General features: G+C 54.2%; 20 protein-coding genes. 15 read left to right on the top strand and 5 right to left on the bottom strand.

Going from position 1 to position 20,883, the window contains the following annotated elements:
- The first annotated feature begins 35 nt into the window (after positions 1-35).
- From K239x_RS19150 to K239x_RS19140, 3 genes are all read left to right on the top strand, one after another.
- Positions 36-1,664 carry a S1C family serine protease gene (locus K239x_RS19150; RefSeq protein WP_145419791.1) on the top strand — a complete coding sequence of 543 codons (1,629 nt, stop codon included), beginning with the start codon at positions 36-38 and terminating at the stop codon, positions 1,662-1,664.
- A 185-nt stretch (positions 1,665-1,849) separates the two neighbouring features.
- Positions 1,850-2,359, top strand: a complete 510-nt coding sequence (locus K239x_RS19145) for a hypothetical protein (protein WP_145419790.1) — start codon at positions 1,850-1,852, stop codon at positions 2,357-2,359.
- A 194-nt stretch (positions 2,360-2,553) separates the two neighbouring features.
- Complete coding sequence (locus K239x_RS19140; RefSeq protein WP_145419789.1) at positions 2,554-3,246, top strand: hypothetical protein; 693 nt, start codon at positions 2,554-2,556, stop codon at positions 3,244-3,246.
- A gap of 105 nt (positions 3,247-3,351) precedes the next feature.
- Here the strand turns inward: K239x_RS19140 and K239x_RS19135 are convergent, their stop codons facing one another.
- Entirely contained in the window at positions 3,352-3,618 is a 267-nt protein-coding gene (locus K239x_RS19135) for an RNA-binding S4 domain-containing protein (RefSeq protein ID WP_145419788.1), read from the bottom strand.
- Positions 3,615-4,700 (bottom strand): endonuclease/exonuclease/phosphatase family protein, encoded by a 1,086-nt coding sequence (locus K239x_RS19130; protein ID WP_145419787.1) that lies wholly within the window; start codon positions 4,698-4,700, stop codon positions 3,615-3,617. Before K239x_RS19130 ends, K239x_RS19135 begins: the two co-directional genes overlap by 4 nt.
- A gap of 205 nt (positions 4,701-4,905) precedes the next feature.
- Here K239x_RS19130 and K239x_RS19125 point away from each other — a divergent pair, with 205 nt between their 5' ends.
- The 9 genes from K239x_RS19125 to K239x_RS19090 all read left to right on the top strand — a co-directional run bounded on the left by K239x_RS19125 (position 4,906) and on the right by K239x_RS19090 (position 12,608).
- Positions 4,906-6,222 carry a GspE/PulE family protein gene (locus tag K239x_RS19125; protein ID WP_419189162.1) on the top strand — a complete coding sequence of 439 codons (1,317 nt, stop codon included), beginning with the start codon at positions 4,906-4,908 and terminating at the stop codon, positions 6,220-6,222.
- A gap of 85 nt (positions 6,223-6,307) precedes the next feature.
- Entirely contained in the window at positions 6,308-7,249 is a 942-nt protein-coding gene (locus tag K239x_RS19120) for a type II secretion system F family protein (RefSeq protein WP_419189161.1), read from the top strand.
- An 11-nt stretch (positions 7,250-7,260) separates the two neighbouring features.
- Entirely contained in the window at positions 7,261-8,037 is a 777-nt protein-coding gene (locus K239x_RS19115) for a hypothetical protein (protein ID WP_145419784.1), read from the top strand.
- Positions 8,034-9,182, top strand: a complete 1,149-nt coding sequence (locus K239x_RS19110; protein ID WP_145419783.1) for a type II secretion system F family protein — start codon at positions 8,034-8,036, stop codon at positions 9,180-9,182. Before K239x_RS19115 ends, K239x_RS19110 begins: the two co-directional genes overlap by 4 nt.
- A 91-nt stretch (positions 9,183-9,273) precedes the next feature.
- Positions 9,274-9,783, top strand: a complete 510-nt coding sequence (locus K239x_RS28840) for a hypothetical protein (protein ID WP_419189160.1) — start codon at positions 9,274-9,276, stop codon at positions 9,781-9,783.
- Positions 9,776-10,264: a hypothetical protein gene (locus K239x_RS19105; RefSeq protein ID WP_419189159.1), complete on the top strand. Its 489-nt coding sequence runs from the start codon at positions 9,776-9,778 to the stop codon at positions 10,262-10,264. Before K239x_RS28840 ends, K239x_RS19105 begins: the two co-directional genes overlap by 8 nt.
- Positions 10,261-10,665, top strand: coding sequence for a hypothetical protein (locus K239x_RS19100; protein WP_145419781.1), 405 nt, complete (start codon positions 10,261-10,263; stop codon positions 10,663-10,665). Before K239x_RS19105 ends, K239x_RS19100 begins: the two co-directional genes overlap by 4 nt.
- The gene (locus tag K239x_RS19095) at positions 10,662-11,750 is read left to right on the top strand and encodes a DUF1559 family PulG-like putative transporter (protein WP_145419780.1); all 1,089 of its coding nucleotides are present in this window, start codon (positions 10,662-10,664) and stop codon (positions 11,748-11,750) included. The genes K239x_RS19100 and K239x_RS19095 overlap by 4 nt, the downstream gene beginning before the upstream one ends.
- Before the next feature lie 132 nt (positions 11,751-11,882).
- Positions 11,883-12,608 carry a 3-keto-disaccharide hydrolase gene (locus K239x_RS19090; RefSeq protein WP_145419779.1) on the top strand — a complete coding sequence of 242 codons (726 nt, stop codon included), beginning with the start codon at positions 11,883-11,885 and terminating at the stop codon, positions 12,606-12,608.
- Between the two features lie 121 nt (positions 12,609-12,729).
- On the opposite strand, the gene K239x_RS19085 is transcribed toward K239x_RS19090, so the two are convergent.
- Positions 12,730-13,038, bottom strand: a complete 309-nt coding sequence (locus K239x_RS19085; protein WP_145419778.1) for a Rieske (2Fe-2S) protein — start codon at positions 13,036-13,038, stop codon at positions 12,730-12,732.
- 130 nt (positions 13,039-13,168) lie between these two features.
- Here K239x_RS19085 and K239x_RS19080 point away from each other — a divergent pair, with 130 nt between their 5' ends.
- Both K239x_RS19080 and K239x_RS19075 read left to right on the top strand, forming a co-directional pair.
- On the top strand, positions 13,169-16,060 hold the full coding sequence (locus tag K239x_RS19080) for a M16 family metallopeptidase (RefSeq protein ID WP_145419777.1): 2,892 nt from the start codon (positions 13,169-13,171) through the stop codon (positions 16,058-16,060).
- A 263-nt stretch (positions 16,061-16,323) separates the two neighbouring features.
- Positions 16,324-18,222, top strand: a complete 1,899-nt coding sequence (locus tag K239x_RS19075) for a sulfatase-like hydrolase/transferase (RefSeq protein WP_145419776.1) — start codon at positions 16,324-16,326, stop codon at positions 18,220-18,222.
- A 46-nt stretch (positions 18,223-18,268) separates the two neighbouring features.
- On the opposite strand, the gene tmk is transcribed toward K239x_RS19075, so the two are convergent.
- Positions 18,269-18,883 carry a dTMP kinase gene (gene tmk / locus K239x_RS19070; RefSeq protein WP_145419775.1) on the bottom strand — a complete coding sequence of 205 codons (615 nt, stop codon included), beginning with the start codon at positions 18,881-18,883 and terminating at the stop codon, positions 18,269-18,271.
- A 183-nt stretch (positions 18,884-19,066) separates the two neighbouring features.
- On the opposite strand from tmk, the gene K239x_RS19065 reads away from it, so the two are divergent.
- On the top strand, positions 19,067-20,278 hold the full coding sequence (locus K239x_RS19065) for a hypothetical protein (RefSeq protein WP_419189158.1): 1,212 nt from the start codon (positions 19,067-19,069) through the stop codon (positions 20,276-20,278).
- A 33-nt stretch (positions 20,279-20,311) separates the two neighbouring features.
- Here the strand turns inward: K239x_RS19065 and K239x_RS19060 are convergent, their stop codons facing one another.
- Entirely contained in the window at positions 20,312-20,881 is a 570-nt protein-coding gene (locus K239x_RS19060; protein WP_145419773.1) for a hypothetical protein, read from the bottom strand.
- Positions 20,882-20,883: the final 2 nt, after the last annotated feature.

The raw sequence follows: 20,883 nt of genomic DNA, 5'->3' as shown, positions 1-20,883 counted from the left end.
AATTTGCCTCCAAGCCGTTTGCCCAAGGAATCGTCATGCTGCGAGTTGTTTTTGCCGCCGGTGCGTTGCTTAGTTTTGGTGTTCTCTCAACCCAAGCCCAGTTAGGGGATACGGCGGTCGAAACGGCAGAGGTTGCAGTCCAGGAGGACGTTTCTGCCAACCAAAATCCCGACGGGGAGTTGGATGCCAAAGAGGACACTGCGGACGATTCGGAAGTAGGGTCGGTTCGCAGTGCGGTTGTCAAAATTTATTCGATTCGACGCAGTCATTCGTTGTCGTCGCCTTGGAAGCGACTGACTAGCAGCACCGTGACGGGTTCCGGGTTTGTGCTTTCGCCGACCGAAGTCTTGACGAACTATCACGTCGTCGCCATGACCACCGACGTTTCGGTCAGTTTGAACGGGCAGTCCGAAAGGCTTTCGGGACGCGTCAAAGCGATCGCTCCTGGACTGGACATCGCTCTGATCGAATTGGAAGAACCGTTGCCCGATCGCATCAAGCCTTTGCCGGTCGCGAAGAAGACGCCCAAGGGAGGCACTCAGATCCAGGTCTACGGCTATCCCAAAGGGGGCGACGCGCTTTCGATCACCGAAGGCGTGATTTCTCGGATGGAGCATGTGCGTTACAAGTACAACGCCCGAGGACTGCGAACCCAGATTGACGCGCCGTTGAACAGCGGCAATAGCGGTGGCCCTATGATCGCCGATGGCAAAGTTCTTGGAATCGCATTTAGTGGGCTCTCGTCGTCCAACGACATTGGCTACGCGATTCCTTGCGAAGAGCTCAACGTCATCTTGGATGACATGCAAGACGGAACCTACGACGGCAAACCACAGCTTTGGATTTCCACAAGCACGCTAGCGTCGAAGGAGATGCGCAAGTGGTTGAAGATGCCAAGCGGCGCTACGGGGATTCGTTTCGCACGGATGCCTATCCCGGTTGATGACTATCCGTTGCAATCGAACGACGTGATCACACACGTGGGTGAGTTCGAGGTGAACAATCTGGGTAAAGTGAATTTGGATTCCAACACGCAGGTGACGTATACCTACGCGGTCGACCAAGCAGCGTCCAACGGCAAGGTGCCCCTGAAGATTCTTCGTGATGGAAAGCCAATGGAGATCGAAGTGCCGGTCTTTCGGGATAGTCATCTTCTGTTGGATTACATGATCGAACAGCAACCAACCTACTTTGTTTACGGTCCAATCGTCTTTGGTGTCGCTACGGTTGAATTGCTAAGTTCGTTTGATTTGGCAATTAAGCGTGGAGGTCGCACGGGGGCCGGCATCGCAGCGTTGGTGGCGTCAATGCAAGAACGCGAGAATCCTTTGTTTATGCGGCGTTATGAGTGTGTGAAAGACGACGCCGAAGAGCTTGTGATCGTGACAAAGCTGATCAGGAATCGGATGACGCGTGACACTTCGCTGGGACTGCCGGCAGTCGTTCGTTCAATCAATGGCCAGCCGATCAAAACGATCAAGCAGGCTGCCGAAGTTCTGGCCGCGCTGGAAGACGAATTGCTGGTCATCGAGTTCGACGACAACCGCTCCTCGACGATTGTGTTGGATCGCAAGGCGATCGAAAAAGCACACGATCAAATCATGGAAGACAACGGAATTGTCAAAGCGGCTTCAAAGAACTTGCGTGACGTGTGGGATCGATAGACTCCGGGAGGAGCGGGCAACTTGTTAGCAACACGTCGCTGGGTTGCTAGCAACACGTTGTTGGGATGCAAAACTTGGTCTTCCCCAAACCGCGGTGTTTTTTCTAGGGTGACGGTTGCTGCGAGCTTAAAACGGAATGCCGCAGGGACCGCACATCAACGCTCAGAAATTCGGACACCACAGCGATGCGTACAATCTTTGTAATTGGCTTGGTTTTGACGTGTGCTTTCATGGCAGGCTGGTTCACGGTCAATCGTGAAGGCGGTGAAACGACGATCAAAATCAACCGCGATGAAATTCGCAGCGATGCGAAAACTGCAATCAACAAAGGTCGCGACTATTTGGATCGCGATGGGCGCCCCGTCAATGGCCAAGCTCCCGGTGGGCAAAGCTACGATCAGTATCCGCAGCCAAGTGAACAGTACGCCGGTCAGCAGCAGTACGCCGGTCAGCAGCAGTACGGCGGGCAGCAACAGTACGGTAATCAACAAGGTTATCAAAATCAGCCCGGTCAGTATCAACCCGGCCAAGCTGTTCCGGCTTCGTGGGCCTCGCAACCTCAGCAGTCTTATCCGCAGCAGCCAAGCTATCAGCCGCAGTCGCCCGATGCCGGCTACTACGATCCTCGGACTCAACAAGCTCAGCGACCACCCGCGCCCTGGGAAACCCAGCAGCGTCCGCAGCAACCACGCTAATCGTTGGGCCTTTTTATCGGCCCCTTCTCGCTGGGCCCTATTCATCGGCCAGGCAGATCTGCCAGACAACGAGTGTGGATTTATCGGTGGCGTCTTCTTGGTGTTCGCGCGATCTCCAAGCATACTGGGGCCAAGGATTTCTATCTTTGGCTCACCAGATTTTTAGGCTGGCCTCCATCGCTTAACGCACTCGCATGCCCATGATTCGCGCTTCTTACGACCCACGCTATTTTCGCCGCTTCCTTTGGGTCGCACTTGTTTGCATGGCGTATTCGCTTTGGTGTTGCTACGACGCTTGGGTTGCCTACCCAGCGAAAGGCGAAGTCGCTTTGGCGTACGAAGCGGTGAAGGCGAAGTTCGACGGAGCCAATCCCGAGCCACCGCAAGATGACATGCTGGATCTTGGTTTCCCGCGTAGCCAAACCAAATGGCTTGCGACTTGGGAGGCGGTTGCAAAAGAAAACGGTTGGCCGCCGGAGCCTCCCGAAAAAACCGCCAAAGAGATCGGCGAAGATATCGGCAAGCAGTATTTTATGATGGTCCTTTGCGGGCTGGTTGGCGTGCCTTCATTGATTAAATGGTGGCGTGGTCAAGGCACTTGGGTGGAGGGTGACGAAAGCACGATCCGCAACAGTCGAGGCAAAGAGTTGCAGATTGCCAACATTGTCAAGATCGACAAGCGGAAGTGGGAAGACAAAGGGATTGCGAAAATCCACTTCCTCGAAAAAGGCGACCGCAAGAAGGTTTTCGTCATGGACGACTTCAAGTTTCAGCGCGAGCCGATGGCGAAGATCATGGCTTTCGCCGAAGCCAATCTCACGCCCGAGCAGATTATCGGCGGAGCAACCGATGCAAAAGAGCCGCCAGCCGAAGAAGACGTCAGCTAAAGAAAGCTACAGCTAGAGAAGAGTCGGGGCCACTTTGTCTGGTGAGCAAACAACTTCGCAATGCGATTGCGTTTCGTCTGACTGCCGACGCTTTTTGCAGATCTCCTATTCGAAGCAGTCGGGCGTCACCGTAATGGTCTCGCCGACCGCTTCGACGACGTCGCCCGGTGAAAGTTGTTTGCGGCGACGTGTTTCGACTTCGCCATTGACCGTGACTTCGCCGGTTTGGATGCGGATTTTGGCTTCACCGCCGGTACCGACTAGTCCATGTCGTTTCAGGAAATCGTCCAAGCGAATGATTGATGGCTTGCTGGCGGACAAATCGACAGGCGTAGGGTTTTCGTCTGACGCGGGATTTTCGGATTCGGTCATTTGATTTCAAACGTTGCTTGGACAGGTAGATGATCGCTCAGATCACGTCGTTTCGGGTCGCGCTGCCAATACTCTTCCCAGTGTTCGGCCTCGGTATCGAGTTCGCCTTGGATGGCTAGGTCGCGCAGGACGTCAATCTTCGAGAACACTAGATCTGGCCGAGAGGGATCATCGTCGATCAGTGATTGGCTGACTAGGATGCGATCAAACTGACGATCGGGTAGCAAGTGAGTGCGGCGATCTTCGCGAGCCAGGTTCAGCGTGATATCGACCAAATCATCGGCTGTCGATTCCGTTTCGGCACCGGACAAAATGCCCAGGTCGCTTTCGGCGAGTGTCGTGTCGCCCTTCTCTTCGGTGTTGGTGTCGCCCAAGATGATCACGTTGGCACCGGTAGCGATCATGTCACGCATCCACAGGTGGGCCAACCGAGCTTGTCGCTTTCGGATCGATTCCCCTTCGGCCCGCGATCGCAGGTGCAAATTCAGCACTGTGACGTGTTCGGGAGTATCAGTCCCGTTGGGAACTTCGAAGAGGCCTACGATGTGCTTTGAAAGATCAAAGTACTTTTCCGTTTTCTTCATCGCTCGTGTCAGGCGGTGGTGACGGGTTTGCAGCACATCGATCGGCGAACGGTACATGAATCCAACGTCCTGTTCGGTGAAGTGATCGCCGCTTTCGTCGCACAGTTCGCTGTATTTCAGTTTGTGCGATCGATCCAGAGCACGCGACAGGTACCACAGCACGCGTCGGTTTTCGACTTCCTGGAGCGCCAAAATCGATGGTTTGGACTGGGCGATGCTATGGGCCACCGCGTCGCGGTGCCAGTCCCAGTCGCCGCGTGAGGGTGCTGTTTTTTCTTTGGCCAACTTGCTGAAGTTGTCGCCGTCGTTGTCGTCAAAAAACCACTCGACATTCCAGGTCATAATCGTCAACGGTTCGACTTGGTCAGTGTGACTGCCCTGGACGGTGGTCGCGTCCTGAGCGGACGCGATGCGGGCGGCGAAGCTGCCGATCCAAGCCGCGCAGGCAGCCATGGCAAACGCTGGAAGACGAGAGGTCAATCGAAAGTTCGTAGACACGCAGCAGGTTCCTGGAGGTTAGAATCTTGGCTTCGCGGTTGCTTGGACGCCAAACCGGTTGCCCATCATCGGCTTGTTAACAGTCTACTCGCTTCCCTGCTTGGCCATCACCTCACCAGAGTGATACGCATCGCGATCGATAGAGCGGGGTGATCGGTCGACTGAAATCGACGGGAACCCTTTAGTATCAGTTACGGACACTTCATTGAAAACCATCGGACTGGATCAACTTTATCGGCTCGATCCCGCTGACGAAAAATTCGCGGTCGACGCGGTCGACCTATTGCTTGCCGCTGCGGTTGATTCGGGCGCAAGCGATCTGCACCTTCACCCCCGGCACGACGGTTGGGAAATTTTGTTTCGCATTGACGGAGTGTTGTCCTTGTCGCATCACTTGGTGGGCGGCGGGGCAAACAATCCGGTGACACGTTTAATGGTCCTGGCTGGGCTGCCGACTTACCGAAGCAGCCAGCCAATGGAAGGACGCGTGAAGTGGGAACATCGGCAAGCAGATGATTTGTCGATGCGACTCGGGGTTTTTCCAACCGTACACGGTCCGCGCGGAGTAGTGCGTTTTCTGAAACACAAGTCAACGTTCAGTTCGATCGACTCGCTCGGGCTTTCGCAGGATGTGGCAGACGAATTGGTGCGCACGTGTGACGAAACTGACGGAGCCATTTTTCTGTCGGGGCCTGCGGGTAGCGGAAAGACGACGACGTTGTATGCGTTGCTGCGACGTATCGCGGCCGCGAGTCCTCGCCGAAGTGTGATGACGATCGAGGATCCCGTTGAGAGTATTCTGCCGGCAATCAGTCAGAGCGAATTGGATCCCAGTGGCGGCATGACGCTGGCAGCGGCGCTGCGCAGTGCCGTTCGACAAGACAGCGAAGTGTTGTTGGTAAGTGAGATTCGGGATCCGGAGACCGCCGAGGCTGCTTTTCAGGCGTCGCTGACGGGGCACCTGGTGTTTTCTTCGTTGCATGCCAGCGATGTTGCCGCGTCGCTTCGTCGGTTGGTTCAATTCGGTGTGCCGGTACCAATCGTGCAATCGGGAATTCGAACCATTGTCAGTCAACGGTTGCTGCGAAAGTTGTGCACGACTTGTCGCGGAGTGGTCGTTGGTTCCCGTCCGCAAGTGGCTAAGGTAGCAGGCAGCGTTGCGGCTACCGCGTTTAGCGAAGATGCCAACCTGTCGGGAGACAAAGCCAACCTGTCGGGAGACAAAGCCAGCCTGTCGGGAGACAAAGCCAGTGTGTCGGGAGACAAAGCCTGCCCGGATTGTCTGGGCACTCGTTACAAAGGTCGCATTCCGATTGCTCAGTGTGTGCGGTTGGACGGGCACGACCGCGTCGGGGATGCGTTGATCGCTTCGCTGTCCAAGGGAGATTCGTTGTCGGCGATGCGAATCGCGGCGGTCCAAGCCGGAGGCACTGATTTGCGCCAGCGTGCATCAAGCTTGGTGGATGCGTCGGTCACAGATCAGCAAGAAGTCTATCGGGTGCTTGGGCGCGAGCCAGGTTGATTGCATTGACAGCGGCGAGGTTCTATCCTGTAGAGGCTTCTGGCGTGGTCAGTCGCCGCACCACTTTTTCGGGTCTCATCTCTCCATGGCGCAACTAAGCGATCTGCAGTTGGCCTCCCTGCTAGACGAAGTCGCTTCTGCGATGCGGATTGACGCGCCTGTGGTGGACGCGATGCGGCGTCTAAGTGAGCGGCGTTTGGGGCGAACTGCCCGGGTCGCCGGCAAGATTGCTGAATCGTTGGATCGTGGTGTTTCCACTGCCGATGCGTTTCGGTTTTCCAACGCGCCGCTTGTCGCGCAGGCGGCCGCCGCGGTCGAAACTTGCGAAGCCAGCAATGATCCGTCGTTGTTGTCACAGATCGCGATGCAGTTAAGGTCAAGGCACGAACATTCGCGTCAAACCAGACTGACTTGGTTGTATCCGTTGTTTCTGGTTGGACTGGCGTACGCGGTGGCTGTTTGGGTGATGGCTCCAATGGTACGCGCCAACCAGGGCCGCGACTTTGCTTGGAGTGATTGGGTGCTGAGAACCAGTCGCTACTTGGAACACTCGTGGGCGATCCCGTTGTGTGTCGGCATCGTGGTGGTGTTCTTGATAGTGTTGTGGGCGTGCCGTCGAAATCGTCTTTCCACGCCCGCGCGTCGGTTGTTGTTTTGTCAAGCTTTGGCCGATCAGTTGGAACATGGCGTCGTCGAACAGGACGCGATTCGCCAAGCGGCGTCAATGGCGGGTTTGCCGAATGTTGCGAACCAGCCGAACCTTTCATTGGATTCGCCAATTGTTCGCCATTGGTCTGCGGGGTCGACGATTGAGATGCCGGAAATCGACGGAGCCAGCCAGCAAAATGCCATGGTCGCTCAGTTGCGTTATGCCAGCGCTCTGCACAGCGAGACCGTTCGACGAAACAACTATTTGTGGAGCACACTGTTCCCACGTTTGTCGATGACCGTCGTCGGTGGTGGACTGACGCTGGCTTATGCTTGGTGGGTCATTCGTCCCATTTATCAGCAGGTGGCATCGTGGTAGATCCCGTTGCAATGCCCAAAGCAAGCCTGGCTGATCCTGTTGTCAAACGGATCCTGTCAGCGGGCGATGAACATGCCGTCAGTGCGATCGATTGGCTCGATGGCAAACAAGCACGCACATCGCTTCGGCGGCGTGCTTGGTGGTGCGTGGTGGGAGGCTGGCTAATGGTGACGGTCGCGACGGCAGTGAGCGCGCTGGTTGCTTGGAACTTTTCGCAGAACGCAGGGGATATCTTCGCGGATAAGATTCCGTTTGTAGCGGTGGTTCTTTCGCCAGTCCTGATGGGGCTGACTTGCGTATTGCTCGTCGGCGGCGTGACAGCTTTTTTCAATGATTCATTCCCCGGGCTTTCGATGACCAATAGTGCGATCGATTGGGCCGGGACAGGCGACGCGGTGTCTCGCCTGCTATCGGTTGGTTGCACGTATCCCGAAGCGTTTCGCACGGCCGCCGAAGTGACTCGAACACGAAGCAATCGATTGTGGCTGACGAACGCCGCAAAAAAGGTCGAACAGGGAGCGACGCACCTTCAAGATCAGTCCGACACTGATGGCGATCCAGCGATCGTCGAACTGTTGGTGCAGTCCGAAGAGAGTGACCCGAGCGTCAGTTGGCGCATCGTTGCAGACCACTTTATCGAAGTTGCCCGCAGTCGGCTGGCTCTGCTGCTGAGCACTGGTCCGGTCTTGTCGACACTCTTGGCGGGACTGATCATTTGGCTGTCGATTTCGGCGACGCTAGGGTCGATGTGGCGACACGCTCTTCAAACGATTCAGGGGCTTTCATGAATACTGCCGCCCGTATCGCGATCAGCATTGTCGCCGTGATGTTCCTGATGGGATTTTTCGGATTTGTGGTGCCATCGTTAATTGGTTTCTTGATCACGGTACTATTGGTCGTTGCCATCAACGATTTTTTTTCCCGTCGGTATCGTCAAGCCGCGCGAACTTTTAACTCGGCCGCGCAGGCTGTCGCACATCAGGAAGGTGCGATTGCAAAGATCGCTCGTGCGTTTGCAAGACGCGGCCCCCTGAGCAGGTCGTGCTACGAATACACTCGGCGACTGTTGGCAGGCGAAGATCCAATCGAAGCGGCTTCGCGGTCTCGCGTTCCTCTGCAGTTGACGACCGCAGTTGCGATGAAACGCGGTCGTCGTGACAAGTCGAACGACTCTGAGCCGCAGTCGTCTGCGCGTCGCCACGCTTACCTACAAGGAACGGTCCCCGAAGACGCTTCTTTGATGCAGGCCTACGCGCCCATCATGTACTTGATCGCGACCGCTTTGATTACATGCGTCGTGCTGGGATTCATGTCCACGTTTATCATGCCGACGATGGATAAAATGATGGATGAATTCGGAATCGCCCCGCCCAACGCTTGGTGGAAAGCGGGAAGGTCGCCGACGCAGGCGTTGCTGACGCTGGTCATTTTGACGCTGCTGGCCTTGGTCCCCATTTTGACGACAGGAAGTCTGTTTGGAATCCCGGTCCCGCGTTGGATGCCGGTGTCGCCGCAAATGGTCGAAGACAAAACAAACATCTTGCGCGGTTTAGCCGACGCGATTGATTCTGGAATGACCGTGGATCAGTCACTGCAATTGGGAGCCCAGGTTTCGATCAAAAACGGCGAGCGACGTTCGTTGCTGCACGCAAACAGTTTGATTCGCCAGGGAGTGCCGCCGGCGGATTCGCTGCGGCGATCTGGCTGGCTCAGTTCGCGCGAATGTGACTGGCTTCGTGGTAGTACAGCGCAGCGTGGTGCAGAATTGTTACGGTGGGTGGCGGACCAGCGAGTGCGTGATGCGCGTGCAAATTTGCGATGGTTGATGGGCCTTGTGTTTCCACTGCTGGTTGTGCTGCTGGGGATGGCAGTTCTGTCTTACTCCGTAGGGTTCTTTAGCATTTTGGTGAGTTTGATCCGTGCGTTGTCTTAAAAGAAAATCACCGGATGTTGTCGGCTGGCAAGCAATGCCTTTGCCGACTGCCCTGCCTTTGAACCGGCGGGAGCGGTTTCGGCGCGGAAGTATGATCGTTGAAGTCGTTGTGGCAGCGGCGTTGTTTTCGACGGCCGTGTTCGCGCTCAGTCGGTTGGCGCAGACGACCGCCAAGCTAAGCGTCCAAGCGAACGAAAAGCTTTCGGGGCAGATCGTTGGCGAAAATTTACTGGCTCGCTTGCACGCCACTCCTTTTGATGAGATCTCAGCCGTTGCCAAGGAGCTTCAAGCCAGAGACTCGGAGCGAACTTCCAATGTAGTAAAGATCACGACAAAGTTGCTTTCGGTCCGTGGCCAGCAAGTGATGCACATCGTGATTGATATTTCGTCGTCGGATGCCAAAAATGCACAGCCGTCCGACGAACTCGTGCCGAGCGGGATGTCAACGATCAAGCTTTACGACTGGATCGTTGAAAACGCCGACGAATCGGCATCGGTCACTGAAGATGCGCAGTCCGAAGATGTTCAGTCCGAGGATTCGCAGGCCAAAGATTCACAGGCCGCAGGCAGCAAACCAGACGAGGAGAAAGCCGATGAGTAGATCTCGCCCGCGCGACGGTTTTACATTGGTCGAATGCATGGCGACGCTTTCTGTGTTGATGATGATGGGGTTGGCGGCATCGACCTTGTTGTCCAAAGTCACGCAGATTGGTATCGACACCAACGCCGACAAAGCCAGTCGCAGCATGGTCCTGCGGTTGTCACGGCAATTGCGGCAGGACGTTGCCGAAGGTGACAAGGTTCAGCTCTCGAGCGATGCAAAGAGCGTGTCGATTCAGCTGGATCAATCCGTGATCCGCTACACAGTGCAAAGAACGCTTGTTTCCGGTGGCCCCGTTGCCGGAACACCCGTTGCAGTCGAAAGGGCGGTAACCAAAATGGATACTACAGAGTCCGTCGAACGCTATTCATTGCCGCCAGAGTGCGATCCCGTGTTCGCGGACGATGAAGGCATCGTATCGCTGCGGCTGACATCCCCTGAGCAGCGACACGTCTGGAAGATCGAGGCCGTGAAACCATGACCGATCGTCACCCTTCAAAGGGATGCCTAATCAATCGAACAACCTATCGTCGCAGCGGTGCGGTGTACGTTATTTTGGTTGTCGCCCTGCTGCTAGTTGTTTTAGGAGCTAGCGCAGCAATGCTGCGCGGCGAAGTGGCATCGCAACGGAACTCAGCTTCGCAGATGAAATCCGATACGTTGCTGCGTGCGATCACGGCCGCGAAAAATTTGCAATTTGATCGGACTAATGAAATCGTGTTGCCGATCGATAGCGACCAAAAAATAGTGATCACCGCCAACGCTGACAAAACTCAGTTGACAGCAAAATGGCTTCGCCGTGACAAGTTGCAGCAATCGATCACTCGGTCAATGAAGCTTCAGAGCGACGATTCAGAATCCGAGTCCGAGGACGAGCTATGAAAACCAATCAAGACAAACGAATGACAATGAAAACGATTCAGCCGACGCGACCTAGTCGTGGTTTTACCCTGGTCGAATTGCTGGTCGTAATTGCGATTATCGGAATTCTGGTCGGCTTGCTTGTCCCCGCGATTCAGAACATGCGCGAGATGTCACGCCGCAGTCACTGCGAACAGAATTTGGTTCAAATGTCGTTGGCTTTGTCCAGCTATTCGACAAATTTTGGCCACTATCCTGCCGGTACGATCAATCCCAACGGGCCGATCAAAAGTGAAGCCAAGGGATATCACCACAACTGGATCGCGTCGCTGTTGCCCAACATGGATGCGGAAGTCGTCTACAACGCGATCGATCGTTCGGTAGGCGTATACGACGCCAAGAACACCGAAGCACGAGGATTAGCGATTCCCAATTTGCGTTGCCCTTCGGCGACGACGGTCCTGGATTACACGACGTGTTACGCGGGTTTATCTTCGTCAACCGAAAACCCAATCGACGAAGACAACGATGGTGTCTTTGTTCTGAATAAGACATTTACCGAATCGGACATTTCCGACGGCCTTTCTTACACGCTGTTTGTGGGCGAGAAAATATCGGCTCCTGAAGAAGATCTTGGTTGGATAAGTGGTACGCGATCGAGTCTGCGGACAGGGGGACACGTCATCAATTCCGAACTGGCACGGATTCGTCGTCCAACCACAGTCAAAATCGACAACTTGTACGTTGGCGGGCTTTCCAGCGACCATTTGGCGGGAGCCTACACGTTGATGGGAAGCGGCGAGTATCGTTTTCGCAGTTCGTCGATGGACACACGTTTGCTGTCGCAATTGGTCTCTCGCAGTGGCGGAGGGATTCCGATCGATTGGAAAGTCGGTATCGAAGTGGCAGACCCTGCTGCCGGCAACGGCAATCCAGCAGCCAAGCAATCGTCCCAGCCAGCTGACAAAACGCCGGGTGTGGGCGGTTCGGACGCGGAGTATGCAGCCGGCAAAGGCAAGAATGCCGGTGATGGTGCCGGTGATGGTGCTGCAGAGGGCGATGAAGTCAAGCTGGAAGTGAATTCCGCTGACAAAGCCACCAATTGATACCGGGCGAACCTCCGGTCGACCTTGCCCGCTGGCATCGTCAAGAAGAGTTCTCGCTGAGACATCGTTTTCAGCTATGATGTCTGCGTTGTTACCTTACCCAAAAGTTTTGAAAAAATAGGATCGAGCGTTATGCGTAGATTGATCGTTTTGTTGTTGGCCGCCACCTGTTCGTTTGCCGTCACCGCGACCGCGAAAGAAGGCGACGGATTTCAGCCTTTGTTTGACGGCAAGACGATGGAAGGTTGGAGCGGCAATCCAAAGTTTTGGACGATTACTGACGGTGCCATTACCGGAATCACGACGCCCGACAGTGTGACCGAAGGAAATACGTTTTGTGTCTACAAAGACGAATTCGAGGGCGATTTTGAACTGATGTTCGATTTTCGAATCGAAGGCCACAATAGTGGTGTTCAGTACCGTTCCTTCCGACTCGAGGGTGCTGCTGACGAGTGGCGTATCGGTGGCTATCAAGCGGATATGGATGCAGCCAAGCAATGGGCAGGAACGTTGTACGGCGAAAAATTTCGTGGCATTCTTGCCAAGCGTGGAGAGAGGGCTGTCCTAGGCGAAGGGCCCGCGCCAAAGAAGAAAGGTGCTTTGGCACGCAAGGTCGAAAGCCTCGGTGATCCCGAAGAACTTGGCAAGAAGATCAACGATTACCCAGAGTGGAATACGTTTAAAGTCGTCGCCAAAGGTTACCACTTTCAGCACTTTATCAACGGAACGTTGATGATCGATTGCACGGACAACGACAAAGAGAACCGTCGCAATAAAGGTCTGATCGCACTTCAGTTGCACCAGGGGCCGCCCATGAAAGTGCAGTTTAAGAACATCAAGATCAAACAAGCAAAGTAGTTTGGTCTACCGACGCGGTCGCTGGCCACATGCCGCTGCACCTTTTGATTCAGCTCAAGCTGCGGCTTGAGCTTTCTGGCTACATGCCGTTGGGCCCTAGAGCGATTCTGCTTGGTCAGCTTTAGAGCCGGATTTCGATTTTGTTATCTTTTTCGCGAACCTCAAGCGTTTCTTGCAAAGGTTGGCGGTTGATGGTTTGAATTCCTGAGGCCAATTCATATTGCCATCCGTGCCATGGGCACGTCACGCAGTCGTGCTGAACAATGCCTTCAGCGATCGGGCCACCTTGGTGAGCGCACATGCCGTCGATCGCAAATAGTCCTTTCTCAGTCCGAAAGACTGCGATGATGCGGCCGTCGATCACGACCTCTTTTGCGGATTCAACGGGCAAGTCTTCTGATGCTGCCACTTCATGCCATTGATTGGCCATCGTCTGTGTCCCTCACAAATCGTTTACGGCACGCTACAATCCGGATGTCGGCTCTCAGCCAAGCGTCTTTTCGCCGCAAACACCAAGTGACAGGAGTATCCCCGTGACTTCATCCGTTGATCAACCCCTCATGCACAAACTTGTAACGACCGTTCGTGTTCAGTTTGGCCACGCTCTGCATGGCCGCACCGTGTCTGTGCTGACTCTTTTGGTCCTTTTCGCCTTGGCGAATGGAGTGCCCACGAGCGTAGCAATTGCTGACGACCCAAAATCCAAAACAGGCATCATGAAAGTCACCGAGATCGAAGGCATCACCGAATACAAGATGGAAAACGGGGTGAGAGTCCTTCTGTTCCCCGATCCCAGTAAAGAAGTCGTGACGGTGAACATGACGGTGTTCGTCGGATCGCGTCACGAAGGGTACGGAGAGGCCGGCATGGCGCACCTGTTGGAGCACATGCTTTTCAAAGGGACTCCGGATCACCCCGAAGTCCCCAAGGTTTTGACCGAGCGTGGTGCCAGGTTCAACGGAACCACTTGGATGGACCGGACCAACTACTACGAAACTTTGCCGGCCAGCGATGACAATTTGGAATTCGCGTTAAAGCTGGAATCGGACCGTCTGGTCAACAGCTTTATCAAAGGGGAGGATTTGGAAAGCGAAATGACCGTGGTGCGAAATGAATTCGAAAGCGGCGAAAACTCTCCGCTTCGGATCATGATGCAACGCATGCAAGCGGCCGCCTACGAATGGCACAATTATGGCCAAAGCACGATCGGCAATCGCAGCGATATTGAACGCGTGCCCGTTGTGAAGCTTCGTCAGTTTTATCGCAAGTACTACCGTCCCGATAACGTGATGGTCATCGTCGCGGGAAAGTTTGAACCTGATACCGCGTTGGAAAAAATCCAAGCAACGTTTGGCAAACTGAAATCTCCTGAGACGCCCATCGACCCGACTTACACCGTCGAACCTGCCCAGGACGGTGAACGCACCGTCGTGCTGCGACGCGTCGGCGACGTTCAGCTAGCGGGAGCTGCGTACCATATTCCGGCTAGCAGCCATCCCGATTTTGCAGCGGCCAAAGCACTGGTTTACGTGCTGGGAGACGAACCGAGTGGGCGACTGTATCGCCAGATGGTCGAAACCGAAATGGCGTCGAATGTTTACGCATTGGCGTACGCGTTTGCTGAACCGGGGCTGTTCATGACGATCGCCGAAACCAACAAAGACGGTTCAATCGAACAAGTCCGTCAGACGTTGCTTGACCTGATGGAAATGTCGTTCGCCGACAATCCGGTCACCGAGGAAGAAGTCGAACGGGCGAAACAGAATTTGCTGAAGCAGCGCGAGTTGGAAGCCAACAATAGTGACCGCATCGCAGTTTCGCTGAGCGATTGGGCTGCCCAAGGCGATTGGCGCTTGTACTTCTTGTTCCGTGATCGCGTGGAAGCGTTGACGGCGGAGCAGTTGCAGAAAGTCGCGCAAAAGTACTTCGTGCGTAATAACCGCACCGTTGGGCTGTTTATCCCATCGGAGAAATCAGAACGGAGCGAAATTCCTGAAGCTCCTAACTTGACGGAATTGTTGGCCGACTACAAAGGTCGCGAAGCTGTAGAGGCCGGCGAACAGTTTGATCCGTCGCCGTTGGTGATCGAGCAGCGAACCGAGCGTGGGAACTTGGTTGACGGTATCAAGTATGCCCTGCTCCCCAAGAAGACTCGCGGCGGTAGCGTCAGTGTGATGTTGACGTTGCGTTTCGGATCCGAACAATCGCTGCAAGGGAAAGTTGGCGCGGTCGAACTCCTGGGCTGGTTGATGTCCAAGGGCACCGACAAGTTAGACAACCAGCAACTGCAAGACGAACTGACTCGTTTGCGAGCCCAGTTGTCGATCAATAGTACGGTCGGCTTGGTGCAAATGTCGGTCAAAACCAAACGTGAGTATTTGGCAGAAGTGATTGATTTGGCTGGCAGCATCTTACGTAATCCGCGTTTGGATGCCGATGAGCTGGAAGTGATTCGCCGGCAAGTCATCACTGGCCTGCAAAAAGGGAGCAATGATCCGCAAGCTCTTGCACCCCGAACGGTCAACAAAAAACTCGCTCCGTACGATAAGACTCACGTTTTGTATGCCCCCACCATCGACGAAGAAATCGAGATGTATGAGGGCGTGACGGTCGATCAAATCAAACAACTGCATCGCGAATTTCTGGGCAGCCAAGCGGGCGAACTCTCGGTCGTCGGTGACTTTGATCCCGCGGAAGTGAAATCGCTCTGGAAAACTCAACTTGAAAATTGGTCGACAGACCAGCCGTACGTTCGGGTCGACCGCAATCCTCATCCCGAAGTGCCCGGTTCACAGACCGATATCCAAACTCCTGACAAGGCCAACGCAGTCGTATTTGCTAAGCAGCATTATGCGTTAAGCGATGAAGACCCGGTCTACGCATCGTTGGTGCTGGGTAACTTTGTGCTTGGCGGAGGTTCCCTGAGCAGTCGTTTGGCGGACCGAGTGCGTCAGCAAGAAGGTTTGTCTTACGGTATCGGCAGCGGTTTGTCGGCAAAAGCGAAAGACAAGCGAGTTGAGTTTTCGGTGTACGCGATTACCAATCCTGGCAACAAAAAGCGTTTGGTTGAAGTCATTCACGAGGAAATCGAAAAAATTCGCGCCGAAGGGATCACCGAAGACGAGCTTGTCAAAGCAAAAGCTGGTTACTTACAGGCTGCCAGGGTCCGTCGAACGGATGATGCCGCGTTGGCTGGCAAGCTGGTGGGCTCTATTTTCAATGGTCGCACGATGAAGCAGATTGCTGATCACGAGCAGCAGATTGCCGATGCGACCGTCGATAGCGTCAATCAAGCGATTCGCAGCTATATCCATCCGGAGAAAATGGTGCTCGTTGCGGCTGGCGATTTTGTAGCCGCCGAAGCAAAAGAGCGAGAGGCTAAAGAAGACGCCGGCAATGGCGAACAGGTCGAAAGCGACGCTGAGCTTGCGACCGAGCCGAGCGGAAAGTAGATCGGTGTTTGCCGCATCTGGGATCTGAGCTGGCTGAATCTGAGCTGGCTGAATCTGGGCTGGCTGGATCTGAGCTGGTTAAATCGGTTTGGCACGCCAATCCGATTTGCCCGACCGGGCAGTTCGTTTGCTCTTGCAGATTTGATCCAGTGCTTCGCGTCACGCTGGGCGACAGTGTATCCTGTCAGGTTCTAGAACGAGCCCGTCGCTAAGCAAGACTGGACAGTCGGCTCGTTCGATCACCGCGACTGATTGGATACACGATGCAAAAATTTGCTGCAGCCTTTTGCCTGTTTCTTACGGCGTCATGTGCCGCTTCACTGGGGGCCGCTGACCGACCCAATGTGGTCTGGATCGTCTCGGAAGACAATTCGGTCCACTATTTGGATCACTTCTTTGATGGTGGGGCCAAGACGCCTTATATCGAAGCGATGGCGGCTCAGGGGCTGACGTTTGATCACGCGTTTTCCAATGCTCCCGTATGCAGTGTGGCTCGTTCAACGCTTGCCACGGCATGCTACGGTCCGCGGATCGGCACACAGTTTCATCGTCGCTATCAGCTGGCGCCGATGCCGGCTGGTTTGAAAATGTGGACCGCCTATTTGCGGGACGCTGGCTACTACACGACAAACCAAAGCAAGAAAGATTACAACGCCATCGAAAGCGACGGCGTATGGGACGAATCTTCGGCCAAATCAAATTGGCGAAATCGCAAATCCAGTGATCAGCCTTTCTTTCACATGCAGTCGCATGCCGAATCCCACGAGGGCAGGCTCCATTTTTCGCAAGCAGAAATGCAGAGCGTTACGAATGGCACCGATTCAGATTCGATCACATTGGCTGACTACTTTCCTGATACGCCGACGTTCCGTTACACACATGCTCGTTATCTCGATTGTATGAAAACGATTGATGGCATCGTCGGTAAAACGATCGATCAGTTGCGGGAAGACGGAGTACTGGAAGACACGTTTGTTTTCTATTTCGGCGACCATGGTGGCGTTCTGCCTCGGGGCAAGGGCTACATCTACGAATCGGGGCTGCATGTTCCGTTGGTCGTTCGCGTGCCGCAGAACTTCAAGCATCTGGTGGATGGGGCCAATGGTGATCGCGTCAAAGGGTTTGTTGAGTTTGTCGATTTCGGACCGACTGTCTTGCAGTTGGCTGGCGTCGCCATTCCAGATCAAATCGATGGAAAGCCTTTTTTGGGGAGCGGAGTTTCTTTGGCCGAAGTCAATCAGCGTGACGAAACGTTTGGCTACGCGGATCGTTTTGACGAAAAGTACGATTTGGTGCGGTCGGTGCGTAAAGGAAAGTATCAGTACGTTCGCAATTTTCAGCCGTATCTGCCCGACGGTTTGATGAACATCTATCGCTACAAAATGCTGGCCTTCAGGGAGTGGCGCGACCTGTACGATCAAGGCAAACTGTCTGGGCCGACGAAGCAGTTCTTTGAACGCAAACCGGCCGAAATGCTGTTTGATTGCGAGCAAGATCCGCATCAGGTGAACAACTTGGCCGGTGATCCGAAGCATCAGCAGACGTTGCTTGAACTGCGCCAGCGTTTGTATGAAAGAATGCAAGCGATGCCTGATCTAAGCATGTATCCAGAGAGCTACTTGGTGAGCAATGCGATGGATGATCCCGTCGCGTTTGGTCAGTCGCATCAGGCCGAAATCGCCGAGTTGATTTCCTTGGCCAATCTAGCGTTGGTGCCGTTTGAAAAGTCAGAGTCAATGATCGCGCAAGGTCTTCGCTCGGACAACGAAATGAAACGATACTGGGCGGCGATGGTCTGCACTTCGATTGGTGATGCAGCCAAACCGCTGGCGGCGTCCGTGCGACCGCTCTTGGATGATCCGTCGGAAATTGTCCAGGTTCGTGCGGCCGAGTTTCTGGGGTCGATTGGTGAACTGAATCCGCAAGAAAAATTAATCGCGATTGTCAATTCGACGTCCAGCGAGATTGTTGCGACCGAGGCACTCAATAGTGTCGTCTGGTTCCATGACTTTTTCGGCGATCGCTATCGCGTCAAGCGAAGCGATTTTAATCCTGCTAGCAGCGGAGCAGATATTGACGATCGTTTGAACTACATCAACGGTGTTCCTTATCCGCCCAAGCAAAAGGGAAAACGGAAGAAGCCTAGAAAGAAAGCGGCGTAAGCAGTTCGCCAAACGCTTTTATTAAATCGACGATCTGGGCGGGATTTTAAGACGGGTTCAAAACGCGATCGACGGCCGTCAACATCGCCTTGGTGACCTGTGCTGGTTCCTGCGAAGCATCAATGATGGCGGTTTGGTGGCTGGCGTGGGGCAGTTGTTCCAGGAACGCTTGCCGAACCGATTCCAGGTAATCGACTCCTCGGGCTTCCATGCGATCTGCTGGGCCTTGGATTCGTTGGATCGATTCGTGGGCTGGCATGTCTAGCAATAGCGTCAAGTCGGGTTTCAATCCAGCGTTGGCAAGGTTGCCTAGCTCCCAGAGTTGGCTGGGCTGAACATCACCTCCGATGCTTTGATAGACCACGTTGGCCAGTAGAAAACGATCCGAAATCACTGTCTTGCCCGCTGCCAATGCGGGGCGGATGATGGTTTCGATCATTTCGCAGCGGCTAGCCATGAACAGCATCGCTTCGGTGCGGCGGTGGATTTTGACATCGCTATCCAACAGGATCGTGCGAAGTTTTGCCCCGATGTCGGTGCTGCCAGGATCACGTACCGAAAGCACGTCGTGTCCATGCTGGGTCAGATGCGAGCAGAGTTGTTCGATCTGAGTCGATTTGCCAACACCATCGATTCCGTCAAGCGTGATGAAAGTTGGCATAAGGTTCTGGTAGAAAATTCCGAAAGGAAGAGTGTCGCCTATCAGGACGATTGTTCGTCCACGAGGGCAAAGGGCAGTCTACCAAATCTGATCTCAATTCAAACACGACCAGTTGTTTGCGGCGTGAATGAGCAGCCACTAAACTGCAACGTTTCGATTCTCCCGCGGGCAAAGAAGATCGTTATGGGTATTAGAGCTGGATGTTTAGTGGTCTTATTGGTGCTGTGCTGCCAATGTATGGGGCAGGGAGTAAAGCCATTGACGTTTGATGGAGTTGTTGGCGACCCGTCGTCGTTGCAGGGGCTGCCAATGACCCTTCAGTTTCTTAGTGGGGTTACGGTCAAGGACAGTGAATTGGTTTCTTTTGTGCGAGATCGCAAGTCAGATTCCATCCAGTTTGTGCAGTACCAAGACGGGAATCGGAAACCCAAAAAACGAGCAGACGAGATCTATCGTCTCGTCATCAGTGGAGTGCCATACCGGCTTCGTTTCCACGGACCCAGTAATGGGTTCTTTCTGATTGATGAATTGGTATCGATCAATAAATCAAAATCGCGGTTGGAGGAGCGAAATGCTTCTTTCCGAAGTATCGCGACTGCTGCGGAAACGCAAGAAGACGTGCTGAAGCAAAAGGCTTTCTACAGCGAAGCCATGGAGACGTTGGCTAATCCACATTTGCGAACGTACGAGTCGAAATTCTCGTTGCTACTGACGGATTTTCCGGCGCCGATTGCTGCTCGCGTGGGCCAGTACGTGGATGATCTTTGCGTTCGCTTGAATCAACTGAACGGCGTCCCGGTTTCTGCGAATATATGGCAAGGCAAAGTGATGATCGCGCTGTTTTCCGATCAATTGCTAATGGCGACGTACGAGACCGATGCGATGAACAACCCAAATTTTGGCAAGGCATCGATCATCTATCACAACACAGGCGACAAGTTCATGGTGGTTTGCCATGGAAAGCAAATGAATATCGAATTGGCCCGGAAAATCTGTTGGGGTGTCGCCGGAGGCTATGTCGTGAAATACGGTTCAGATTTAGCAATGCCCGAGTGGTTGAAAGTTGGGACAAGAGAATGGGTGACGGCGAAAATGTTTCCTAATCGCAATATCCAAAAGTCGCGTGTAGCAAGCTCAACGAGAACGTTGCAGCAGAGTAGGAGCCTTCTGGGGATTCTCTCAGCGAAGGAATTCAACAACGACCGAAATGGCACTGCTCAGTTTCTTGTTACACATTTGTTGAATCAGAACACCAACGCTTTTGGGCAGTTTTTTCAAGACGTCAAAGCAGGTCATGATTGGGAGGACTCGCTCATCACCAATTACGGCGTTACCGCAAACCAGTTCGCTGCTGCTTTTGGCCGGTCGTTGGGAGTTGCCAATGTGGTGCCTTAAGCGATGCTGCAATTGGGTAGCTTTGGCCCAAAATTAGTTGCTGCGTTGACCCGAAATGGTTGGCGGTGAAAACGCATCGGCCTGTCCACCAATTTGCATGTGGTTGTAGTCGATGACTTTCCACTGGTCGCCGGTCTTTTCAAAGGTCAGCAGGATTTTTCGCGGCACACGCATGTTCTGGAACCGACCCGCCTTGTCGCTGGCTACGACGCTGGCAATCAGGTCGACATCGGCTAGGGGTGGATTGCTGCCGGGGACGAAATCGATCGTGATGCTGCTGGCTTTGACACGGTCGAATTCGTATTTGGGCAATTCGGCCAGGGCTTTGCGTTTGGTGTCTTCGTCACCGATCACCAGCACGGCGCGAACGTGGTCGTTGTCTTGGACTGCCTGAGCGGTTTCGTAGACCAGTCGCTCAATGTGTTCACGGTCCGTTTCCAATTCCGTCGCAATCAACCAGATGATGGGTATCAGTGCTAGGAATGCGAATCCGGCGATCGCGAGCGACTTTTTGCCGCTTTGCAGCCAGGCGTAGAGTGTCCCGCCTGCCAACATGCCGACCATCAAAGACAAAAGGAGCGGATGTTCGGCCAGTATGGTCATCA

It is taken from the genome of Stieleria marina, from assembly GCA_007741555.1.
Taxonomy (GTDB): Bacteria; Planctomycetota; Planctomycetia; order Pirellulales; family Pirellulaceae; genus K23-9.
The sequence above is the reverse complement of the archived record's forward strand: the minus strand, read 5'-3'. Positions and strand labels throughout refer to the sequence as shown.

What these genes read in the sequence shown, in the direction of transcription:
- K239x_RS19110 (WP_145419783.1), top strand. Translation starts at nt 8,034, where the DNA reads ATGAATACTGCCGCCCGTATCGCGATCAGCATTGTCGCCGTGATGTTC.
- K239x_RS19065 (WP_419189158.1), top strand. Translation starts at nt 19,067, where the DNA reads ATGGGTATTAGAGCTGGATGTTTAGTGGTCTTATTGGTGCTGTGCTGC.
- K239x_RS28840 (WP_419189160.1), top strand. Translation starts at nt 9,274, where the DNA reads ATGATCGTTGAAGTCGTTGTGGCAGCGGCGTTGTTTTCGACGGCCGTG.
- K239x_RS19105 (WP_419189159.1), top strand. Translation starts at nt 9,776, where the DNA reads ATGAGTAGATCTCGCCCGCGCGACGGTTTTACATTGGTCGAATGCATG.
- K239x_RS19120 (WP_419189161.1), top strand. Translation starts at nt 6,308, where the DNA reads ATGGCGCAACTAAGCGATCTGCAGTTGGCCTCCCTGCTAGACGAAGTC.
- K239x_RS19090 (WP_145419779.1), top strand. Translation starts at nt 11,883, where the DNA reads ATGCGTAGATTGATCGTTTTGTTGTTGGCCGCCACCTGTTCGTTTGCC.
- K239x_RS19080 (WP_145419777.1), top strand. Translation starts at nt 13,169, where the DNA reads ATGCACAAACTTGTAACGACCGTTCGTGTTCAGTTTGGCCACGCTCTG.
- K239x_RS19085 (WP_145419778.1), bottom strand. Translation starts at nt 13,038, where the DNA reads ATGGCCAATCAATGGCATGAAGTGGCAGCATCAGAAGACTTGCCCGTT.
- K239x_RS19115 (WP_145419784.1), top strand. Translation starts at nt 7,261, where the DNA reads ATGCCCAAAGCAAGCCTGGCTGATCCTGTTGTCAAACGGATCCTGTCA.
- K239x_RS19135 (WP_145419788.1), bottom strand. Translation starts at nt 3,618, where the DNA reads ATGACCGAATCCGAAAATCCCGCGTCAGACGAAAACCCTACGCCTGTC.
- K239x_RS19075 (WP_145419776.1), top strand. Translation starts at nt 16,324, where the DNA reads ATGCAAAAATTTGCTGCAGCCTTTTGCCTGTTTCTTACGGCGTCATGT.
- K239x_RS19140 (WP_145419789.1), top strand. Translation starts at nt 2,554, where the DNA reads ATGCCCATGATTCGCGCTTCTTACGACCCACGCTATTTTCGCCGCTTC.
- K239x_RS19060 (WP_145419773.1), bottom strand. Translation starts at nt 20,881, where the DNA reads ATGACCATACTGGCCGAACATCCGCTCCTTTTGTCTTTGATGGTCGGC.
- K239x_RS19100 (WP_145419781.1), top strand. Translation starts at nt 10,261, where the DNA reads ATGACCGATCGTCACCCTTCAAAGGGATGCCTAATCAATCGAACAACC.
- K239x_RS19145 (WP_145419790.1), top strand. Translation starts at nt 1,850, where the DNA reads ATGCGTACAATCTTTGTAATTGGCTTGGTTTTGACGTGTGCTTTCATG.
- K239x_RS19095 (WP_145419780.1), top strand. Translation starts at nt 10,662, where the DNA reads ATGAAAACCAATCAAGACAAACGAATGACAATGAAAACGATTCAGCCG.
- tmk (WP_145419775.1), bottom strand. Translation starts at nt 18,883, where the DNA reads ATGCCAACTTTCATCACGCTTGACGGAATCGATGGTGTTGGCAAATCG.
- K239x_RS19150 (WP_145419791.1), top strand. Translation starts at nt 36, where the DNA reads ATGCTGCGAGTTGTTTTTGCCGCCGGTGCGTTGCTTAGTTTTGGTGTT.